The organism is Halohasta sp. A2 (assembly GCF_056175805.1).
The window spans coordinates 64,223-79,109 of record NZ_JAQFWV010000006.1; the positions used below are offsets into that span (position 1 = coordinate 64,223).

Below are 14,887 nucleotides of genomic sequence, written 5' to 3' on the forward strand. Positions count from 1 at the left end.
GTTAATCGGTTCCTACCGTTGGTGACTGTATGAATCAGGCCGACGGTCGACCGCGGGCGACGGCGTTCGTCCCGGGCCACATTACTGGCTTTTTCAGCGCCCATCCCGATCCCGATCCCGCACGGGCGGGGAGCCGCGGCGGAGGGATCACGCTCTCGGATGGCGTCACCGTCACCGTTGGCCGCGGCTCCGACGTTCGACTCAACGGTGAATCCGTCGACATCACGCCGGTCGAGACGGTCATCGACCACCTCGGAGTCGCGGCCCGCGTCGACGCTGAGACACCCCTCCCCATCGGATCAGGATTCGGCGTCTCCGGTGCGATGGCGTTGGGAACCGCCCTCGCCGCAAACGCCGCCTTCGACTGCGAGAAGACCGAAAACGAACTCATCGAGTTGGCCCACTGCGCGGAGGTCGAAGCCGAAACCGGCCTCGGTGATGTGGTTGCCCAAGCTCGCGGCGGGCTGCCGATCCGCCGCGAGCCCGGCAGTCCTCGCTATGGCACGCTCGATGGCATCCCGGCGCGGGCCCGGATCGAATACGTGACGTTCGGCGAACTGTCGACCGAAACCGTGCTGTCGGGCGACACAGACCGACTTTCGACGGCCGGAGAAGCTGCCCTCGGCGGGCTGCTGGCTGAGCCGACCGTCGACCAGTTTATAAATGCTTCATATGAGTTCGCCGTCGACGCCGACCTGCTGACCGACGACGTTCGGGAGGCGATTGCGGCCGTCGAGGCGGTTGGCGGACAGGCTGCGATGGCGATGCTCGGTCGGACCGTCTTTGCAACCGGCACTGGGCTATCGGATGCGGGCTACGATCCGTCGGTCTGTCGGACAGATGTCGGTGGTGGGCGGCTGGTCGAAACCGACACCGACATCTGAGCATCGAGACGACACGAAAAGCGAACGTTTTGCCGTCGGAGTCGAACGAATGGGTAATGAGTGAGACTGATCTGCCCGAAGATCACCCACGGTACCAGTCGTTACTGACGCGCCACCGAATCGAGGCGGGCGTCGACAAGGGAATCACGAGTAGGCAGGGCCTAATCGCCGAAGGTCGGGGCGAAGCCTTCGACTACTTATTAGGCGAACGGACCATCAAAAGCGCCGACGCGGCCGAACGCGCTGCGGCGGCCCAGCTCTTGTTGGCCGAGCATCCAGTGTTGTCGGTCAACGGCAACGTCGCCGCGCTCGTCGCCGAGGAGATCGTCGACCTCGCCGAGGCAGTGGAGGCCGACATCGAGATCAACCTGTTCAATCGCACGCCCGAGCGAATGGAGGCCATCGCGGCCCATCTCCGCGAACATGGAGCCGAGGACGTCAAGGGACTTACTGCGGATGGTCGGATTCCGAATCTGAGCCACGAGCGAGCCAAGGTCGACGCCGACGGCATCGGCGCGGCCGACGTGGTGTTGGTGCCACTCGAAGACGGCGACCGCGCCGAAGCACTGGGCGAGATGGGCAAAACCGAGATCGTGATCGACCTCAATCCACTCTCGCGGTCGGCACAAGTGGCGGCGATCCCGGTCGTCGACAACATCATTCGAGCAGTCCCAAACATAACCGCCCACGCCCGCGATCTCCAGTCGACGGATCGTGAGACGCTGGCGGGGATCGTAGACGTGTTCGATCCCGAGGCCGCACTCAGCGATGCAGAGGCTGCGATCCGAGAGGGGAAGTTAAAGTAACCCGTCCAGAAGACCTATCAGTCGACCCGAGAAAAGGCGACCATGTTTCCGCAGCCGCTGACTTCCGGGTGTACTCAGCGATGACAAACGCCGACAGCCTTCCAGTTGATCGTCGTACGGTCCTCGCATCCATCGGCTCGGTCGGAGCCGCCTCGCTCGCGGGCTGTACGGTCTTTAGTTCGGGTGAGGACGCCGGGACGAGCGAACTCTCCGAGGAGCGAGCCCGCGAACTCGCCGAACGGTTCGCGCCGACGCTGTATTTCGACGAGCACGAAAAGTGGTTCCCGACCGATCCCAGCACGTACGAATCCGAACAGGACGACGAGACCGTGGTCGACGGCTTCGACGCCTTCGACGGCTACACCGCGGCGGCCAACGAGTCGGGCGAGCCGCCGGAGCCGACGCTGTTCTACCACGCCGTCGAGTACGAGGCCTCGCCGCTGGCGGTCGTTCAGTTCTGGTACTACTCGGCGTTCGATCAGTTTACCACCAACTTCCACTGGCACGACTGGGAGGTGCTGCACGTCTTCGTCGACACCGATTCGGGCGAGCCACAGCTGTACGTCGCGAGTTCGCACTCCGGGCGCGTGCCCAACAACGAGTTCTTGGATCCAGACTCCGACCAACAGCCCCGAATCCTCTCGGAACTCGGCTCGCATTCGAGTGCACTGTCGATGAACGAAATCGCCGACCGGTTCGAGCGACTCTCGGGAGACGGCACGCTCGCCGACATCACCAACAGCGCCATCGAGACGCTCGAAGACGTGGCGAACATCCCGATTGCTTACGGGCTCCCAAGAGACGAGGGGTCACGACTACCGTATGTAATCCCGGAACTGGATGGCGAACTCATCCACAAACACGACCGGCTTCCGTCGGTCGGCCGCGAGGATCTGATCACCGACGACCTGACCGTGAGTTCGTTCAGCGATCTCACCTCGCCGCCAGGAGACCTGCCAGCGCGCGCGACCGGACTCGTCTTCGGCCACGGTGGCCGGTCGTCCGATAGCGGTACCGAGGTCGACGTCGAGTACGACCTCGTTCCGACCAGCGAGGTCGAACACATTACGGAATTCACCGGCCCACAGCTCAGTTTCGAGTTTTCGATCCCCGAGTTCGCCGAAAACGCGGTTGCGGGCCACATCACGACCGCCGGGGTGCCATGGGACCAACCCCGGTACACCGAGCCAGCCGCCGACATCACCGACTCGAACCACCGCGAAACGTTGGCCGAGCGGTTCGACGCCATCGGCGAGCCAGCGTCGGTCAACAGCGTGGTCGCCAACATTTCGGAGGCGATCAGTTCGGACGACGCCCCCGACGGCGAGGGGTTGACGACCGGAGCGCTGTCGACCGAGGCGTTCGCTCTGCTCGAAAGCGAGCCCGAAGCCGTCCCGACGTTCGGCGGCCTCGCAGTGATGCAGGGGGTCCCGGAGGGCGACCACCGGCTGACGATCAACGCCGCTGGCGTCGAACCGCACAGCGAGACGCTCTCGGTCCGCGGAGAAACCGAAGGAGACGCTGAAGACGCCGAGGACGCTGGCCCAACCACGGCAGGCGTCGACGGCCGAATCCCACTGGTCGCCCGCGAGAACGCCACCAAACTCGAAGTCGACGCCGAGGGATCAGATAGCAAGATCACGAACATGGCACTTGAAGACGACTTTGCCGGGCGGATATACGACGCCCCACTCTCGGGATCGGACGCCGTTTACGTCCACCGTGGCGGGGCCTACACCACGGAGGTTCGAGATAGCGACGACGAAATCGGTGCCGAGCGCGTCAATCCGACGGACAACGAGGGGGTTCGCATCGAAAATCCCAGGACAGGCAAAGGCTCGCTCGCCGAGTATCTCGCCGACGTGGCCGACGAGACGAGTGCGGCCGTGGCCGCCGTCGACGAGGAAGGCAGTGACGATAGCGACGGGGATAACGATTCAAACGAAAACGGTGAGGACGGTGACGGGTCGGAAAACGCGATTCAGGGTCTGAGGCGGGCACTGGAAGCGGTCAGCGAGGCCGCTCGCCGGGCCGCCGACCGGGCCGCCGCGGGGGATCGCGAGCAGGCCGACCAGAGTCTTGCGAACGTCCAGGACCGACTCGAACGAACAGCGACACGCCTCGCCGAAGCCAGTGACGACCTCACAGACGACCTCGAACGAGCAGCCGAGCGTCGACTCGATCAGTCGCGTCGACGCTCCGAACAGGCGCAGGCAGCCGAAAAACTGTAGCCGATAGGTAGTCGCCGACTACTGCGGGTCGGCGGCGGCCGCGAGCCGGTCGCGGTCGTGCGGGGCCGAAAAGTCGAGATTCGGTCCTTTAGCGATGATTCCGTGGGGCGTCACATCGGGGTGGGTCGTATAGTAGTGTTCCTTTATGTGGCTGATGTCGACCGTCTCGGCGACACCGGGCTGCTGGTAGACATCCCGGAGATACGGCCACAAATTGTCGTACTGGTGGATGTACTGCACGTTGCACATGAAATGGGTGTGGTAGATGTGATCGAAGCGGATCAGCGTGGTAAACAGACAGATGTCGGCCTCGGTGAGTTGACCACCAGCGAGGAACCGCTGGTCGGCCAAGACCTCGTCCCAGTGGTCGAGTGCGTCGAACAGTTCGTCGACGGCTTCGTCGTAGGGCTTCTGCTTAGTCGCAAATCCGGCGCGATAGACGCCGTTGTTGATCGGCTCGTAGATGTCGGTGATGATTCGGTCGACCTCCTCGCAGATCCCTTCGGGCGCGAGGTCGACGTCCCGCTCGGCGATCTCCCGGAAACCCGTCGAGAGCATCCGGATGACCTCTCTCGATTCGTTGTTGACGATGGTTTCTTCTTTCGTGTCCCACAGCACCGGCACGGTCACCCGGCAGGTGGCGTCGGGATCGGCCTTGACGTAGAGTTCTCGGAGGTACTCACTCCCGTGGAGTTTATCTTCGGTACAGCCCGGTTTGTCGGGGCTGAACTGCCAACCATCCTCGCCGCGGTAGGGGTCGACTACCGAGACGTCGATGGCATCTTCGAGTCCCATCAGCGCGCGGACGAGCAGGGCACGGTGGGCCCATGGACAGGCCAACGAGACGTAGAGGTGGTAGCGACCGGCTTCGGCCTCGAAGCGGTCGTCAGGCTCTGCGTCGACGTGGTCCGGTACCTCACTGCCTGCGATCCAGTTTCGGAAGGGGGTCCGCTGCCGCTCGAAGGCCCCCTCTTCGTTTGTCGCCTGAAACGCATCGGTCCGCCATTTGCCGTCGACGAGCATATTCATAGATACTGATTGTAGCCCATAGACGCTGAAAAGGGTTGCTTGCGGTTGTGTCTGTGTTACCACCCACACCAACTGACGGATCACAAACCACTTGTACCACTAAGAAATACTACTAGGTGGTATGTCCGAATTCAGCGGTTTCAGTCAGGCGGACGAAGCGGAAGTAACGCGCGCGATCACCGAAGAGTGGAGCGAGGAGTTCATGGACTTCACCGAGAGCGACGTGATCATCGTCGGCGGGGGGCCATCCGGCCTGATGGCCGCCAAAGAACTCGCCGAACAGGGTGTGAAGGTCATGGTCGTCGAGAAGAACAACTACCTCGGCGGCGGCTTCTGGCTTGGTGGCTTTTTGATGAACACGGTCACCGTGCGCGACCCCGCCCAGGAGGTCCTCGACGAACTCGACGTTCCGTACGACGAGAGCGACGAAGCCGACGGCCTGTATACAGCAAAGGGACCACACGCCTGTTCTGCACTTATCAAGGCCGCCTGCGATGCTGGTGCCAAAATCCAGAACATGACCGAGTTCACCGACATCGTGGTTCGCGAGAACCATCGCGTCGCGGGCATCGTCATGAACTGGACACCCGTCCACGCCCTGCCGCGAGAGCTCACGTGCGTCGACCCGATCGCCGTCGAGTCCGACCTCGTCATCGACGCGACGGGCCACGAGGCGGTCGTCGTCTCGAAACTTCAGGAACGGAACGTTCTCGACGCACCGGGGATCGCCCACGCCGCCGAGCACAACACCGGGATGGACCGGAGCGAAGACGGCCAGTACGGCGCGCCGGGCCACGACTCGCCGGGCCACGACTCGATGTGGGTCACCGAGAGCGAGGACGTCGTCGTCACCGAGACCGGCGTCGTCCACGACGGCGTAATCGCCACGGGTCTCGCAACGGCGACCACCCACGGCCTGCCGCGAATGGGCCCGACGTTCGGTGCGATGTTGCTGTCGGGCAAACGCGCCGCCTCAATCGCGCTCGACGAACTCGGCAAAGACGGTGCAGCCGTCGACTTCTCGGTCGCGCCGTCGCCCGCTGACGACTGAGATCGGTTCTACTCTCGACCCTCGTTTTATTTATGCGGTGCCTACTCGGCGAACCGTTCTTGCCGACTGCCAGCCACCACTTCGTATGTACGTGCTCGGTCATGTCGGCATCTCGCTACTGCTGTTCGCGCCGCTTGCGGGGGTGCTCGTGTCGACCGGCCAACCACTGATCGCGCTCTGTACCGGTTTTTTGATGATGGCCCTGGGGCCGCTGCCGGATCTCGACACCTACACCGATCGCGTTTCCCATCGTGGCCCAACACACACCGTCTGGTTCGCCGTTGGTGTCGGCCTGCTGGTTGCCCTCGTAGTTGGGTTCAGCGTGGTTCTCGGCAACTGGTATATAAATAGTCGCTCACTACCACTCGGATTGGCAGTCTGGTTCGGTGGTGCGTCGACGCTCGCCGTCGTGGGCCACCTCGCAGGTGATCTCGTCACACCGATGGGGCTGTGGCCGTTTCGGCCCCTCTCGAACTGGCACTACTCGCTCGACCTGACGCCGTCGAAAAACCCGCAGGCCAACCGGCTCTGTTTCTGCGTTGGCGCAGTGGCGCTCGCTGCAACCCTGCTCGTGACGGTGGTGTAGCTTACTTCGGGTGCATTCGCTCAGTCGACCGTCCCACCGCTCACCCGAGCAAACCCGAGTGCGTGTGTGTCGGATTTGGAACTGCCACAGCGTTCGTGGAGCTGCCGGTGAGCAGCGTCGACCCGCCGGTCGAGTCTGGTCAGTGGGGCGGTCGACTGCCGAACTGACCGCGGATTGGCGGTTGTGACGAACAGTCGAAACAGCCCGTTAAGCGGCCTCGCTCGTGGGATACTGGTCCGCGCGAGATCGAACAGGCCGAGCCGACCCTCGGGTCCGACGAGGTCGGCCCAGGTGTCGATGACTTCGGCCGGATCGGCGAACATCCCGACGACCAATGAGGCGAACACGCCGTCGACCCTCTGACTGTCTACTGGTGGTCGGCTTGCATCCCCACGAACAACGTGGACGTTGGCCCATCCGTTCCGCTCGACTCGGTTTCTGGCGACAGCCAACACACCCGGACTGACGTCGACGCCGATCACCCGTCCCTCGGGACCGACACGATCTCGGAGGTATGGAAGGTTCGCCCCGCTGCCGCAGCCCATCTCGACGACCGTGTCACCGGGTTGGGGATCGAGACGGTCGACGGCCGCTCTCCGTAGCGAGCCGATACCGGGCGTGTGGACCGCGACGAGGTCGTAGAGCCACGCCCATCGGGTATAAAAACGCTGTGTCGGACCGACCGGCTCGCTCGTGAGGCTACTGGAGTCGTTCGTGGAGCCACTGGAGTCGCTCGTGGAGCCACTGGAGTCGCTCGTGGAGCCACTGGAGTCGCTCGGAGAGCCAACGGGGTCGCTCATAGGAAGTCGACCACACGAAGCAGGAAAAAACAGGTCGTTGTCAGACGACTGACCGGACCGCAGTGGCGACTGTCTGGGCGTCAGGGCCGAGTACGTAGGTGATCGGTTCGATCCCAAAGCCGCCGGTTTGGTAGAGCACGAACGTCTCAGTCAGCTCCGCGTCCGCGAGTGCCTCACCGATGGTGGTTTCGAGCTCCTCGCTGGCCTCCGAATCGAACTGGACGCAGGTGTAGTCAGCGTCCCCAAACTCCTCGATGAGTTCTGGGTCGTAGGCGATGTTCAGTCCGGCCAACACGTCGACGCCGTGGTTTCGAACCGCGAGCAGCACCGAGGCGGCGTGTTCGCTGACGCCGAACTCGGGATCCGACGGAACGGTCGCCCGACCTTTGATATCGAAAATCCTCCCTGGGACGCCCGCCACGTCGTCGACGGTCGTCGCGTCGGGAAGACATTCGACCAGGTTCGATCCGACGTTGGGGATCAGGGAGGCGAAGCCGCTCGTACTCGTCAGCGTGCGGAGTCCCCGACGAACCGACGAGCGGACTTGCTCGGTGGTTCGGATACGGCTGTCGGGATCGTGCACCGAGAAGTCGACATCGGCCTCGGTGAGCGCAGGCATCGCCCCTTCGTGGAGGTCGGCCAGCAAATCGCCATCTTCGAGTTGGCGGATCAGCACCTCGATCTCGACGAGTGCCTGGACGCGGCTCATATCGCCAGTTGCCAGCCCGTCGGCGACTTGTTCGACGAGGTCGACCACTCGATCGTCGGCAGCGATCCGGTCGTTGCGGGCGACCTCGCCGTGGGCGTACTTCGAGACCGCCGACTGGCTGATTCCCAGCACGTCGGCGACCTCTCGCTGGGTCAGATCGCGGGCCCGCAGCGATTCGGCCAGCATCGACCGAACGGTCGGGAGGAATTCCTCGACGACGAGTTCTTCGATAAATTTCATGTGCGAGTGTCGTTCCGTTGGTCACTCGTGGGTTTGGCTTCGTCGGTCCCTGGGGTTTCGAACTCGGGGTCGTCCTGAATCTTCGAAGCCTTCGGCCCGGCCTGGTCTTGGTACTTCGAGCCGCGCTCGCTGCCGTAGGGCCGAGTCGACGGCGATTTGAGTTCGGTAAAGACGAGCTGGGAGACGCGCATCCCCGGCGAGAGGGCGACCGGTGCCGCGCCGAGATTCGAGAGTTCGAGCGTGATCTGGCCCTTGAATCCTGGATCTATGAACCCGGCAGTTGCATGGACCACAACCGCAAGACGGCCGAACGATGAGCGGCCTTCGACAGTCGCCACGAGGTCCGGTGGGATCTCGACGCGCTCTTTGGTGGTTCCGAGAACGAAATCACCCGGATGGAGGATGAACTCGTCGCCCTCTTCGACGTAGGTCTCGCGAACGTACTCGTCGACCTCGTCGGCGCGATTGGGGTGGATACAGGGAATATTCGTTCGTTGGAATTCGAGGAACTCCGAGCCGAGCCGCATATCGATGCTCGCCGGTTGGACTTGGGTGTCGAGGTCGTCGATCGGGTCGACGACCAGATCACCCTCACCCAGCCGTTCGAGTAGATCAGTGTCCGACAGTATCATACGCGGGAGAGTGCGCGCGGCGGTGTAAAACCTCCCGGTCTCGGCTGCGTTGGGGCTACGACGTCGTTTCGACCCCCGTCACTCGAACCGGAGGAAGCGGCGATCGTACTCCGGGTCGCCCTTGCGAGGGTGGACCACGACGAACGAATGCGGCGGGAGGTCGGCGAGCTGGCCCGGCAGACGTGCGAGCTGGTCGTGCCAGCCGACGTCTCCCCGACGTGGCGAGAGCACGGTAACGAGGTCGTCGGGTTCAGTTTCGTCGCGCAGCCACGAACCGAGCGCGTTCCACGACCGGACCGCTTCGAAGTCGGCGGGGAGTTCGGGATCGACGAGTTCGAAGAGCCGTTCGAACTGGTGGGTCTTGCCGTCGACGACGAGGACAGTCATCGGCGTACCGAGTCGGGCGGCGAGCCGTTTGAGCAGACTCAGTGCTTCGAAAAAGCCCTCGTGGTGGTCGACGCCCATCGGCAGGACGACGAAGATCCGACGCGTCGTGTTGATCGGGTGGCCGAGCCGCGAGATCACCACCGGCAGGCGCGTCCGACGGAGGACCTGATCGATAACACTGCCGAACATCTGCTGGCTGAACGGCGTCGTCGTCGCGTCCCAGCCCATCAGCACCGCGTCGGCCTCGACTTCGAGGGCGCTCTGGGCGACGCCGGAGGCGACGTTGTGGTTCACCCGTGTCTCGATGTCGACCGGCACCTCCGCGGCGTCGCCGACCGCCGTGAGTTCGGTGAGTTCGCGACGTGCACGCGAGACACGCGATTCGGTGCCGCCCTGTCCGTCGGGCTGGACTACCGTGAGCACGTGGACCGGTTCGGTGCCCTCCTCGTCTTTGAGCACGAGCGCGAGTTCGAGCAGCCGTTTTTGGAGCTTCGCTCCGTGCGACAGCGGCAGGAGAATTCGCAGGTCTGTCGGCGATCCGTCGTCGGGTTCGACCTGTTCGGAGAGCGCGAGTCGACGGCCCGCCCGCTGGGTGAGCCACGGGCTCAGCACCGCCGTGACGAGCAACATGAGGACGACCGCGTTGAGGACCGCGGCGTCGAAAAGCCCCCGCTCGAAGCCGATGAGTGTGATAGCAAGCGCGGCGGCCGCCTGGCCGATCGAAAGCCCGAAGATGACGTCCCGCTCAGCGGCGTCGTACCCCTGAATGCGGGCGACGAACCACGCGGCGAGCCACTTCGTCGCCAGCATGACGCCGATGATCACCGCCGCGATCCACAGCGTCTCGACGCCGTCGAGGATCACGGCCGGATCGACGAGCATTCCGACGTGAAGGAGGAAAAACGGGACGAACAGCGCGCTGCCGACGAACTCGATGCGGTTCAGGAGCGTCCCGCCGCGGGCGACGAGACGGTTGAGCGCGATCCCGGCGAGAAACGCGCCGAGAATCGGTGCGACCCCGAGCAGTTCGGCGAGGCTCGCCGACGCGAAAAGCGCCGCCGCAACGAAGAGGAACTCGAAGTAGCTCTCGTCGCTGAGGTTCCGGAAGAACCACCGACCGATCCGCGGGACGACGAACCAGATCGACGCGAAAAGAATCGCGAGCGACGCGACGACGCTGCCGAAGAGTCCGGGAGTGAGCCCGCCGTCGACCGCACCGGTGACCAGCGGCAGGACGAACAGCGCGAGCGTGTCAGTAAACAGGATGCCACCGAAGACGGCGGTGACCGCCCGGTTCTGGGTCACCCCGAGCCGGTTGACGACCGGATACGCCAACAACGTATGAGAGGCGAACACCGCCGACAGCAGCATCGCCGCCCAGACGTTCAGCCCGAGGAGTGCGACACAGACAGCGGTCCCGATCACGAAGGGAAAACCGAAGCTCGCGAGGCCGAAAAGCGCTGCGTTCTCCGGGGCCTTGGAGAACCCCTGCAAGTCGAGTTCCAGCCCGACAGTAAACAGCAGGTAGATCAGTCCGACCTCGCCGAGCAGCATGATGGCGTCGCTATGCTCGACGATACCGAGGCCGTTCGGCCCGAGGAGCGCGCCGAGGAGAACGACGCTGACGATGCCTGGGAGCCCGACTCGCTTGATCGCCAGCGGACCGAGTAGGAACGTACAGAGTGCGAGTGCAAAGACGTACACTGGTTCCTCGACGGGGAGCGACGGAAAGTCGACGATTAAGAGTTGTATCATAATGGCTCGGGAAAGTGATCGTACGTTGGTGACTGCCACCGACCTGGGCAGGCCAGCGGTAGTTGTCTCGTTCTCCGACCAATTGTAATAAAACTTCGCTATTTCGCCGATAAAACTGAATCATTAATCGGAGCGGTGTGTTATTTCTATAGAATCTCAGAATGGCCGAGATGCCACCCACCCCACAGCGCAGTGCGTCGAGGCGACGATCCGCCGACGTTGGAACCCACACCCAGTTTCGGCGGTGGTGTGTTCACGGTGGCAGGACGCTCTCGATGGCTACACACTTACGTCGCGCACTCGGACGCTCGTGTATGAAACAGGTCATCGCCGCCCGCACTGACGTCGGCATGGGGAAGGGCAAGCTCGCTGCCCAAGTCGCCCACGCCTCGCTGTCGGCCTACGAGGACACTGACCGAAAGACGCGAAAGGCGTGGAAAGGCGGCGGCCAGAAAAAGATCGTCGTCAAAGCCAAAGACGAGTCGACGCTGTTCGAACTCGCTGACAAAGCCCGTCGCGACGGCCTCCCGCATGCGATCATCCGCGATGCGGGCCACACCCAACTCGAACCCGGCACGCCCACGGCGATTGCGATCGGACCGGGCGAGGAGAACCTCGTCGACCGCGTGACTGGCGAGCTCTCGCTGTACTGATTTTTAGTCGGATTCCAGCGGCGACGCACCGCCGTAGACCCGCTCGGCGAACAGCAACGCCACCAGCCCGAAAATCAGGAGTGTGTACGCACCGGCAGCCATCAGTGCGTCCTGGAGGGTCGCGTACTCGCCGGTCCGGAAAATGATCGCCTTGCGGACCATTGCGATCACGCCGGTGTAGATCACCAGTTGGACGATCCGCCGGGTGTTGCTCTCCTCGACGTAGGCGAGTACCGTCTGGTAGACTTCGACGATAATCAACAGCAGGAGTCCGGTGTCGATGAAGCCGATCACCACGAGCGGATCGGTGATACTGCCGCTCTGTACCGCCCCGACGATCTGGAGGATCAAGTCGACGACGCCGACCGCAAAGAGAATCGCAAACACCGTCGCGGCGGCCAACTCGACGCCGTGGACGAACCGCTCGACGAGCAGCGAGTACCGTTCCGACAGCGACGGCGTGGACGGGTCGTCATCGCTCATGGATTCGGAGGCCGGTGTGGTTCGTCGCCCCTTTGATTGGCGCTCTGGAGGACAACCCGATTAGGTCGGCAGCGCTGACACGGCTCAGGCGTCGACGGTGAACCCTTCCTCGCGGAGGATCTCGGGCAGTCGACGCTGATGGTCGCCCTGGATTTCGATCGTTTCGCCTTCGACGGTGCCGCCCGCGCCGAGTCGCTGTTTGAGCCCTGAGGCCAGCTCCTTGAGGTCGATGTTCGTGTTCTCGAAGCCCTCGACGATGGTCATCGGTTTGCCGTAGCGGCGGGACTCCATGCGAACGCTGAGGACGGTTTCTGTACGGTCGAGATCTTCCTCGATATCGAGGTCGAGATCGTCTGGAAGGCCGGTGATGTCGTCAACCACAATCGATGTACGTGACTCCGGCACATACGTCTTGGTTTAATTCGGGTTAGGCGAGTGTCGACCAAGCAGGATGGTCCCAGCGCAGCAGTCACGAAGGGACAGGTGGATGTGTGTGGGCCGCAACCCGGAGGTATGTATCGAGCTTTCGGTCGACGCTCGCGACAGCGTGCGACCACCGACGAGGTGAGCCGCCGTGCGTGAGGCCCACCCCATCGAACAGGCGGTCGGCATCGACTACTACGTGAGCGACGTCGACGGAATCGGTGGTCGGCTCCGCGTCGAACCCGAAGACTTCCACGTCGAGGAGATCGAGAACTTCGATCCCGAACCAATTGACGCCGACCCCGGAGCCTACCCCGAAATCCTCCTGCGGGCCACCCTCCAGCAGTGGGACACCAACGATTTCGCTGCCCGCGTCTCCGACGCGATGGGAATCAGCCGCGAGCGCGTCGCCTGGGCCGGAACGAAGGACAAACACGCCGTCACCACCCAACTGTTTTCGATTCGGGACGTCGACCCCGAGGCCGTTGCCGCGCTGGATGTCGACGGCGCGGAGATCGAGGTCCTGGGCCGGACCGGTCGCTCGATCTCGTTCGGCGACCTGCACGGCAATCGCTTCGTGATCCGGGTTCGAGAGGCCGCCCCCAACGCGACCGAACTGACCGAACGGACCACCGCAGCCCTCCGCGAGTTCGTCGACGGCGCGAACGACGGAACCGACCGGACGGCTGGAGTACCGAACTGGTTCGGCCAACAACGCTTCGGCAGCCAGCGACCGGTCACCCACGAGGTCGGGCTCAACATCGTCCGCCGGGAGTGGCGCGAAGCCGTCCTCTCGTACGTCGCCAACCCCTTCGAGACCGAACGCGAGTCGACACGCGAAGCCCGGCAGTTCGTCGCCGACCAGGCCGCCTCCGACGACCCTGACTGGCAGGCGTGTCTCGACCGGATTCCGGGCTATCTTGGCTTCGAGCGATCCATGCTCCATCGGCTGATCGAAGACGGAGCCGAGACACCCGACGATTTCCGCAACGCGCTCGAAGCGGTGCCGTGGAACCTCCAGCGACTCTTTATCAATGCGGCCCAGTCGTACGTCTTCAACCGGATTCTGTCGGAGCGTCTGCGCCGCAAGATTCCGTTTGATCGCCCTGTCGAAGGTGACGTGTGTTGTTTCGTCGACCGCGAGGCTCCGGGCGGCCTGTACGCGCCCGACACCGACCGCCTCCAGCGGGTATCGGACAAGCGAGTGAACGTGATGGAACGCCACTGCTCGCGCGGGCGGGCGTTCGTCACCGCGCCGCTTGTCGGCACCGACACGGAGTTGGCCGACGGAGAGCCGGGCGAGATTGAACGTGAAATTCTCGATGAGTTGGATCTCGACCCGGTCGACTTCGATCTGCCCGGCAGTTTCGAGTCGACCGGGACCCGACGAGCGATTTTGGTTCGGACCGATCTGACGGTCGACCCGGATGATCTCTGCTTCGAGTTCGCCTTGCCGAGCGGCTCGTATGCGACCGCGCTGATGCGCGAGTATATAAAGACCGGACCGCTTGAGCTCTGAACCAATCTGCCAAGAGGTCTCGCAATTAGCCCTCTCGAAGCCTCTGTGAGCCGGTTCTGATTAGCGGCCACGAGTCAAAAGGAGAAGATAGTGAACGGACAGCCAGGGGTGCTACCCGAGGAGGTAGCGAAGCCACGGCCGTCGTTCGACGAACTCGGTGTTTTCGACGACGCCGTCGACCCCAAGGATACGGCCGGCGGCGAAGACCGCGACGATGCCGAACAGAATGAGTCCCATCAGATCACCGTTGACGAGGCCGTTGGCCCAGTCGGCGTTCCCGAGGTAGAACAGCACCATCAGGAAGCCGCCGAAGAAGGCGGCCAACCGCGTCAGGGCCCCGACCATGATCCCCAGTCCGATGAGGAACTCGCCGGTCGGGATCATGAAGTTCGTCAAGTCCAGGAGCCACGGCGTCTCGGTGACGATCGCAAACAGCCACGCGATGGGGCTCTCAGCGTTGGCGAGGTAGCCCGTCGCGTCGAACGGCTCGCCAGCGACGAAGGCGAACTTGGCCCACCCTGCGTGGAGGAACCAGTAGCCGACGATGAGCCGCACCAGCAGCATCGTGTAGGCCTGTCTCTTACCCACAAGTTCTAACGCCGTAGCTGACCAATCAACTCCAGGAAATGGGACGCCGTTCGCGGGGCTGGCGATCAATAGCTGATGAAGATGGACAGCTGTGTGACATGGATGTCTCTG

At 63.4% G+C, this 14,887-nt stretch carries 15 protein-coding genes; 7 read left to right on the forward strand and 8 right to left on the reverse strand.

Annotation, left to right across the window (positions count from 1 at the left end):
* Positions 1-29 precede the first annotated feature (29 nt).
* The 3 genes from O2S87_RS03425 (at position 30) to O2S87_RS03435 (ending at position 3,921) form a co-directional block, all read left to right on the forward strand.
* Complete coding sequence (locus tag O2S87_RS03425) at positions 30-884, forward strand: pantoate kinase (RefSeq protein WP_475407401.1); 855 nt, start codon at positions 30-32, stop codon at positions 882-884.
* Between the two features lie 56 nt (positions 885-940).
* Positions 941-1,690: a 4-phosphopantoate--beta-alanine ligase gene (locus O2S87_RS03430; RefSeq protein WP_475407402.1), complete on the forward strand. Its 750-nt coding sequence runs from the start codon at positions 941-943 to the stop codon at positions 1,688-1,690.
* A gap of 80 nt (positions 1,691-1,770) precedes the next feature.
* On the forward strand, positions 1,771-3,921 hold the full coding sequence (locus O2S87_RS03435; RefSeq protein ID WP_475407403.1) for a hypothetical protein: 2,151 nt from the start codon (positions 1,771-1,773) through the stop codon (positions 3,919-3,921).
* Positions 3,922-3,939: 18 nt separating this feature from the next.
* On the opposite strand, the gene O2S87_RS03440 is transcribed toward O2S87_RS03435, so the two are convergent.
* Entirely contained in the window at positions 3,940-4,950 is a 1,011-nt protein-coding gene (locus tag O2S87_RS03440) for a glutathione S-transferase family protein (RefSeq protein ID WP_475407404.1), read from the reverse strand.
* 121 nt (positions 4,951-5,071) lie between these two features.
* On the opposite strand from O2S87_RS03440, the gene O2S87_RS03445 reads away from it, so the two are divergent.
* Positions 5,072-6,001, forward strand: coding sequence for a sulfide-dependent adenosine diphosphate thiazole synthase (locus O2S87_RS03445; protein WP_475407405.1), 930 nt, complete (start codon positions 5,072-5,074; stop codon positions 5,999-6,001).
* An 85-nt stretch (positions 6,002-6,086) separates the two neighbouring features.
* Positions 6,087-6,587 carry a metal-dependent hydrolase gene (locus O2S87_RS03450; RefSeq protein ID WP_475407406.1) on the forward strand — a complete coding sequence of 167 codons (501 nt, stop codon included), beginning with the start codon at positions 6,087-6,089 and terminating at the stop codon, positions 6,585-6,587.
* 20 nt (positions 6,588-6,607) lie between these two features.
* Here the strand turns inward: O2S87_RS03450 and O2S87_RS03455 are convergent, their stop codons facing one another.
* From O2S87_RS03455 to O2S87_RS03470, 4 genes are all read right to left on the reverse strand, one after another.
* Entirely contained in the window at positions 6,608-7,387 is a 780-nt protein-coding gene (locus O2S87_RS03455) for a class I SAM-dependent methyltransferase (protein ID WP_475407407.1), read from the reverse strand.
* Positions 7,388-7,427: 40 nt separating this feature from the next.
* Entirely contained in the window at positions 7,428-8,336 is a 909-nt protein-coding gene (locus O2S87_RS03460; RefSeq protein ID WP_475407408.1) for a thiamine-phosphate synthase family protein, read from the reverse strand.
* Positions 8,333-8,968: a dCTP deaminase gene (gene dcd / locus O2S87_RS03465; protein WP_475407409.1), complete on the reverse strand. Its 636-nt coding sequence runs from the start codon at positions 8,966-8,968 to the stop codon at positions 8,333-8,335. Before dcd ends, O2S87_RS03460 begins: the two co-directional genes overlap by 4 nt.
* Before the next feature lie 78 nt (positions 8,969-9,046).
* Positions 9,047-11,110, reverse strand: coding sequence for a cation:proton antiporter domain-containing protein (locus O2S87_RS03470; RefSeq protein ID WP_475407410.1), 2,064 nt, complete (start codon positions 11,108-11,110; stop codon positions 9,047-9,049).
* Between the two features lie 314 nt (positions 11,111-11,424).
* Between O2S87_RS03470 and pth2 the strand changes: the two genes are divergently transcribed.
* The gene (pth2, locus tag O2S87_RS03475) at positions 11,425-11,763 is read left to right on the forward strand and encodes a peptidyl-tRNA hydrolase Pth2 (RefSeq protein ID WP_475407411.1); all 339 of its coding nucleotides are present in this window, start codon (positions 11,425-11,427) and stop codon (positions 11,761-11,763) included.
* A gap of 3 nt (positions 11,764-11,766) precedes the next feature.
* On the opposite strand, the gene O2S87_RS03480 is transcribed toward pth2, so the two are convergent.
* Complete coding sequence (locus O2S87_RS03480; RefSeq protein WP_475407412.1) at positions 11,767-12,246, reverse strand: phosphate-starvation-inducible PsiE family protein; 480 nt, start codon at positions 12,244-12,246, stop codon at positions 11,767-11,769.
* An 84-nt stretch (positions 12,247-12,330) separates the two neighbouring features.
* On the reverse strand, positions 12,331-12,627 hold the full coding sequence (gene yciH, locus O2S87_RS03485) for a stress response translation initiation inhibitor YciH (RefSeq protein WP_475407413.1): 297 nt from the start codon (positions 12,625-12,627) through the stop codon (positions 12,331-12,333).
* 193 nt (positions 12,628-12,820) lie between these two features.
* Here yciH and truD point away from each other — a divergent pair, with 193 nt between their 5' ends.
* Positions 12,821-14,188 carry a tRNA pseudouridine(13) synthase TruD gene (gene truD, locus O2S87_RS03490; protein WP_475407414.1) on the forward strand — a complete coding sequence of 456 codons (1,368 nt, stop codon included), beginning with the start codon at positions 12,821-12,823 and terminating at the stop codon, positions 14,186-14,188.
* A gap of 111 nt (positions 14,189-14,299) precedes the next feature.
* Here the strand turns inward: truD and O2S87_RS03495 are convergent, their stop codons facing one another.
* Positions 14,300-14,752 (reverse strand): DoxX family membrane protein, encoded by a 453-nt coding sequence (locus O2S87_RS03495; protein ID WP_475407417.1) that lies wholly within the window; start codon positions 14,750-14,752, stop codon positions 14,300-14,302.
* Positions 14,753-14,887: the final 135 nt, after the last annotated feature.

What these genes read in the sequence shown, in the direction of transcription:
- O2S87_RS03425 (WP_475407401.1), top strand. Translation starts at nt 30, where the DNA reads ATGAATCAGGCCGACGGTCGACCGCGGGCGACGGCGTTCGTCCCGGGC.
- O2S87_RS03445 (WP_475407405.1), top strand. Translation starts at nt 5,072, where the DNA reads ATGTCCGAATTCAGCGGTTTCAGTCAGGCGGACGAAGCGGAAGTAACG.
- O2S87_RS03455 (WP_475407407.1), bottom strand. Translation starts at nt 7,387, where the DNA reads ATGAGCGACCCCGTTGGCTCTCCGAGCGACTCCAGTGGCTCCACGAGC.
- O2S87_RS03460 (WP_475407408.1), bottom strand. Translation starts at nt 8,336, where the DNA reads ATGAAATTTATCGAAGAACTCGTCGTCGAGGAATTCCTCCCGACCGTT.
- O2S87_RS03450 (WP_475407406.1), top strand. Translation starts at nt 6,087, where the DNA reads ATGTACGTGCTCGGTCATGTCGGCATCTCGCTACTGCTGTTCGCGCCG.
- O2S87_RS03440 (WP_475407404.1), bottom strand. Translation starts at nt 4,950, where the DNA reads ATGAATATGCTCGTCGACGGCAAATGGCGGACCGATGCGTTTCAGGCG.
- pth2 (WP_475407411.1), top strand. Translation starts at nt 11,425, where the DNA reads ATGAAACAGGTCATCGCCGCCCGCACTGACGTCGGCATGGGGAAGGGC.
- O2S87_RS03435 (WP_475407403.1), top strand. Translation starts at nt 1,771, where the DNA reads ATGACAAACGCCGACAGCCTTCCAGTTGATCGTCGTACGGTCCTCGCA.
- O2S87_RS03430 (WP_475407402.1), top strand. Translation starts at nt 941, where the DNA reads ATGAGTGAGACTGATCTGCCCGAAGATCACCCACGGTACCAGTCGTTA.
- O2S87_RS03495 (WP_475407417.1), bottom strand. Translation starts at nt 14,752, where the DNA reads ATGCTGCTGGTGCGGCTCATCGTCGGCTACTGGTTCCTCCACGCAGGG.
- O2S87_RS03470 (WP_475407410.1), bottom strand. Translation starts at nt 11,110, where the DNA reads ATGATACAACTCTTAATCGTCGACTTTCCGTCGCTCCCCGTCGAGGAA.
- O2S87_RS03480 (WP_475407412.1), bottom strand. Translation starts at nt 12,246, where the DNA reads ATGAGCGATGACGACCCGTCCACGCCGTCGCTGTCGGAACGGTACTCG.
- dcd (WP_475407409.1), bottom strand. Translation starts at nt 8,968, where the DNA reads ATGATACTGTCGGACACTGATCTACTCGAACGGCTGGGTGAGGGTGAT.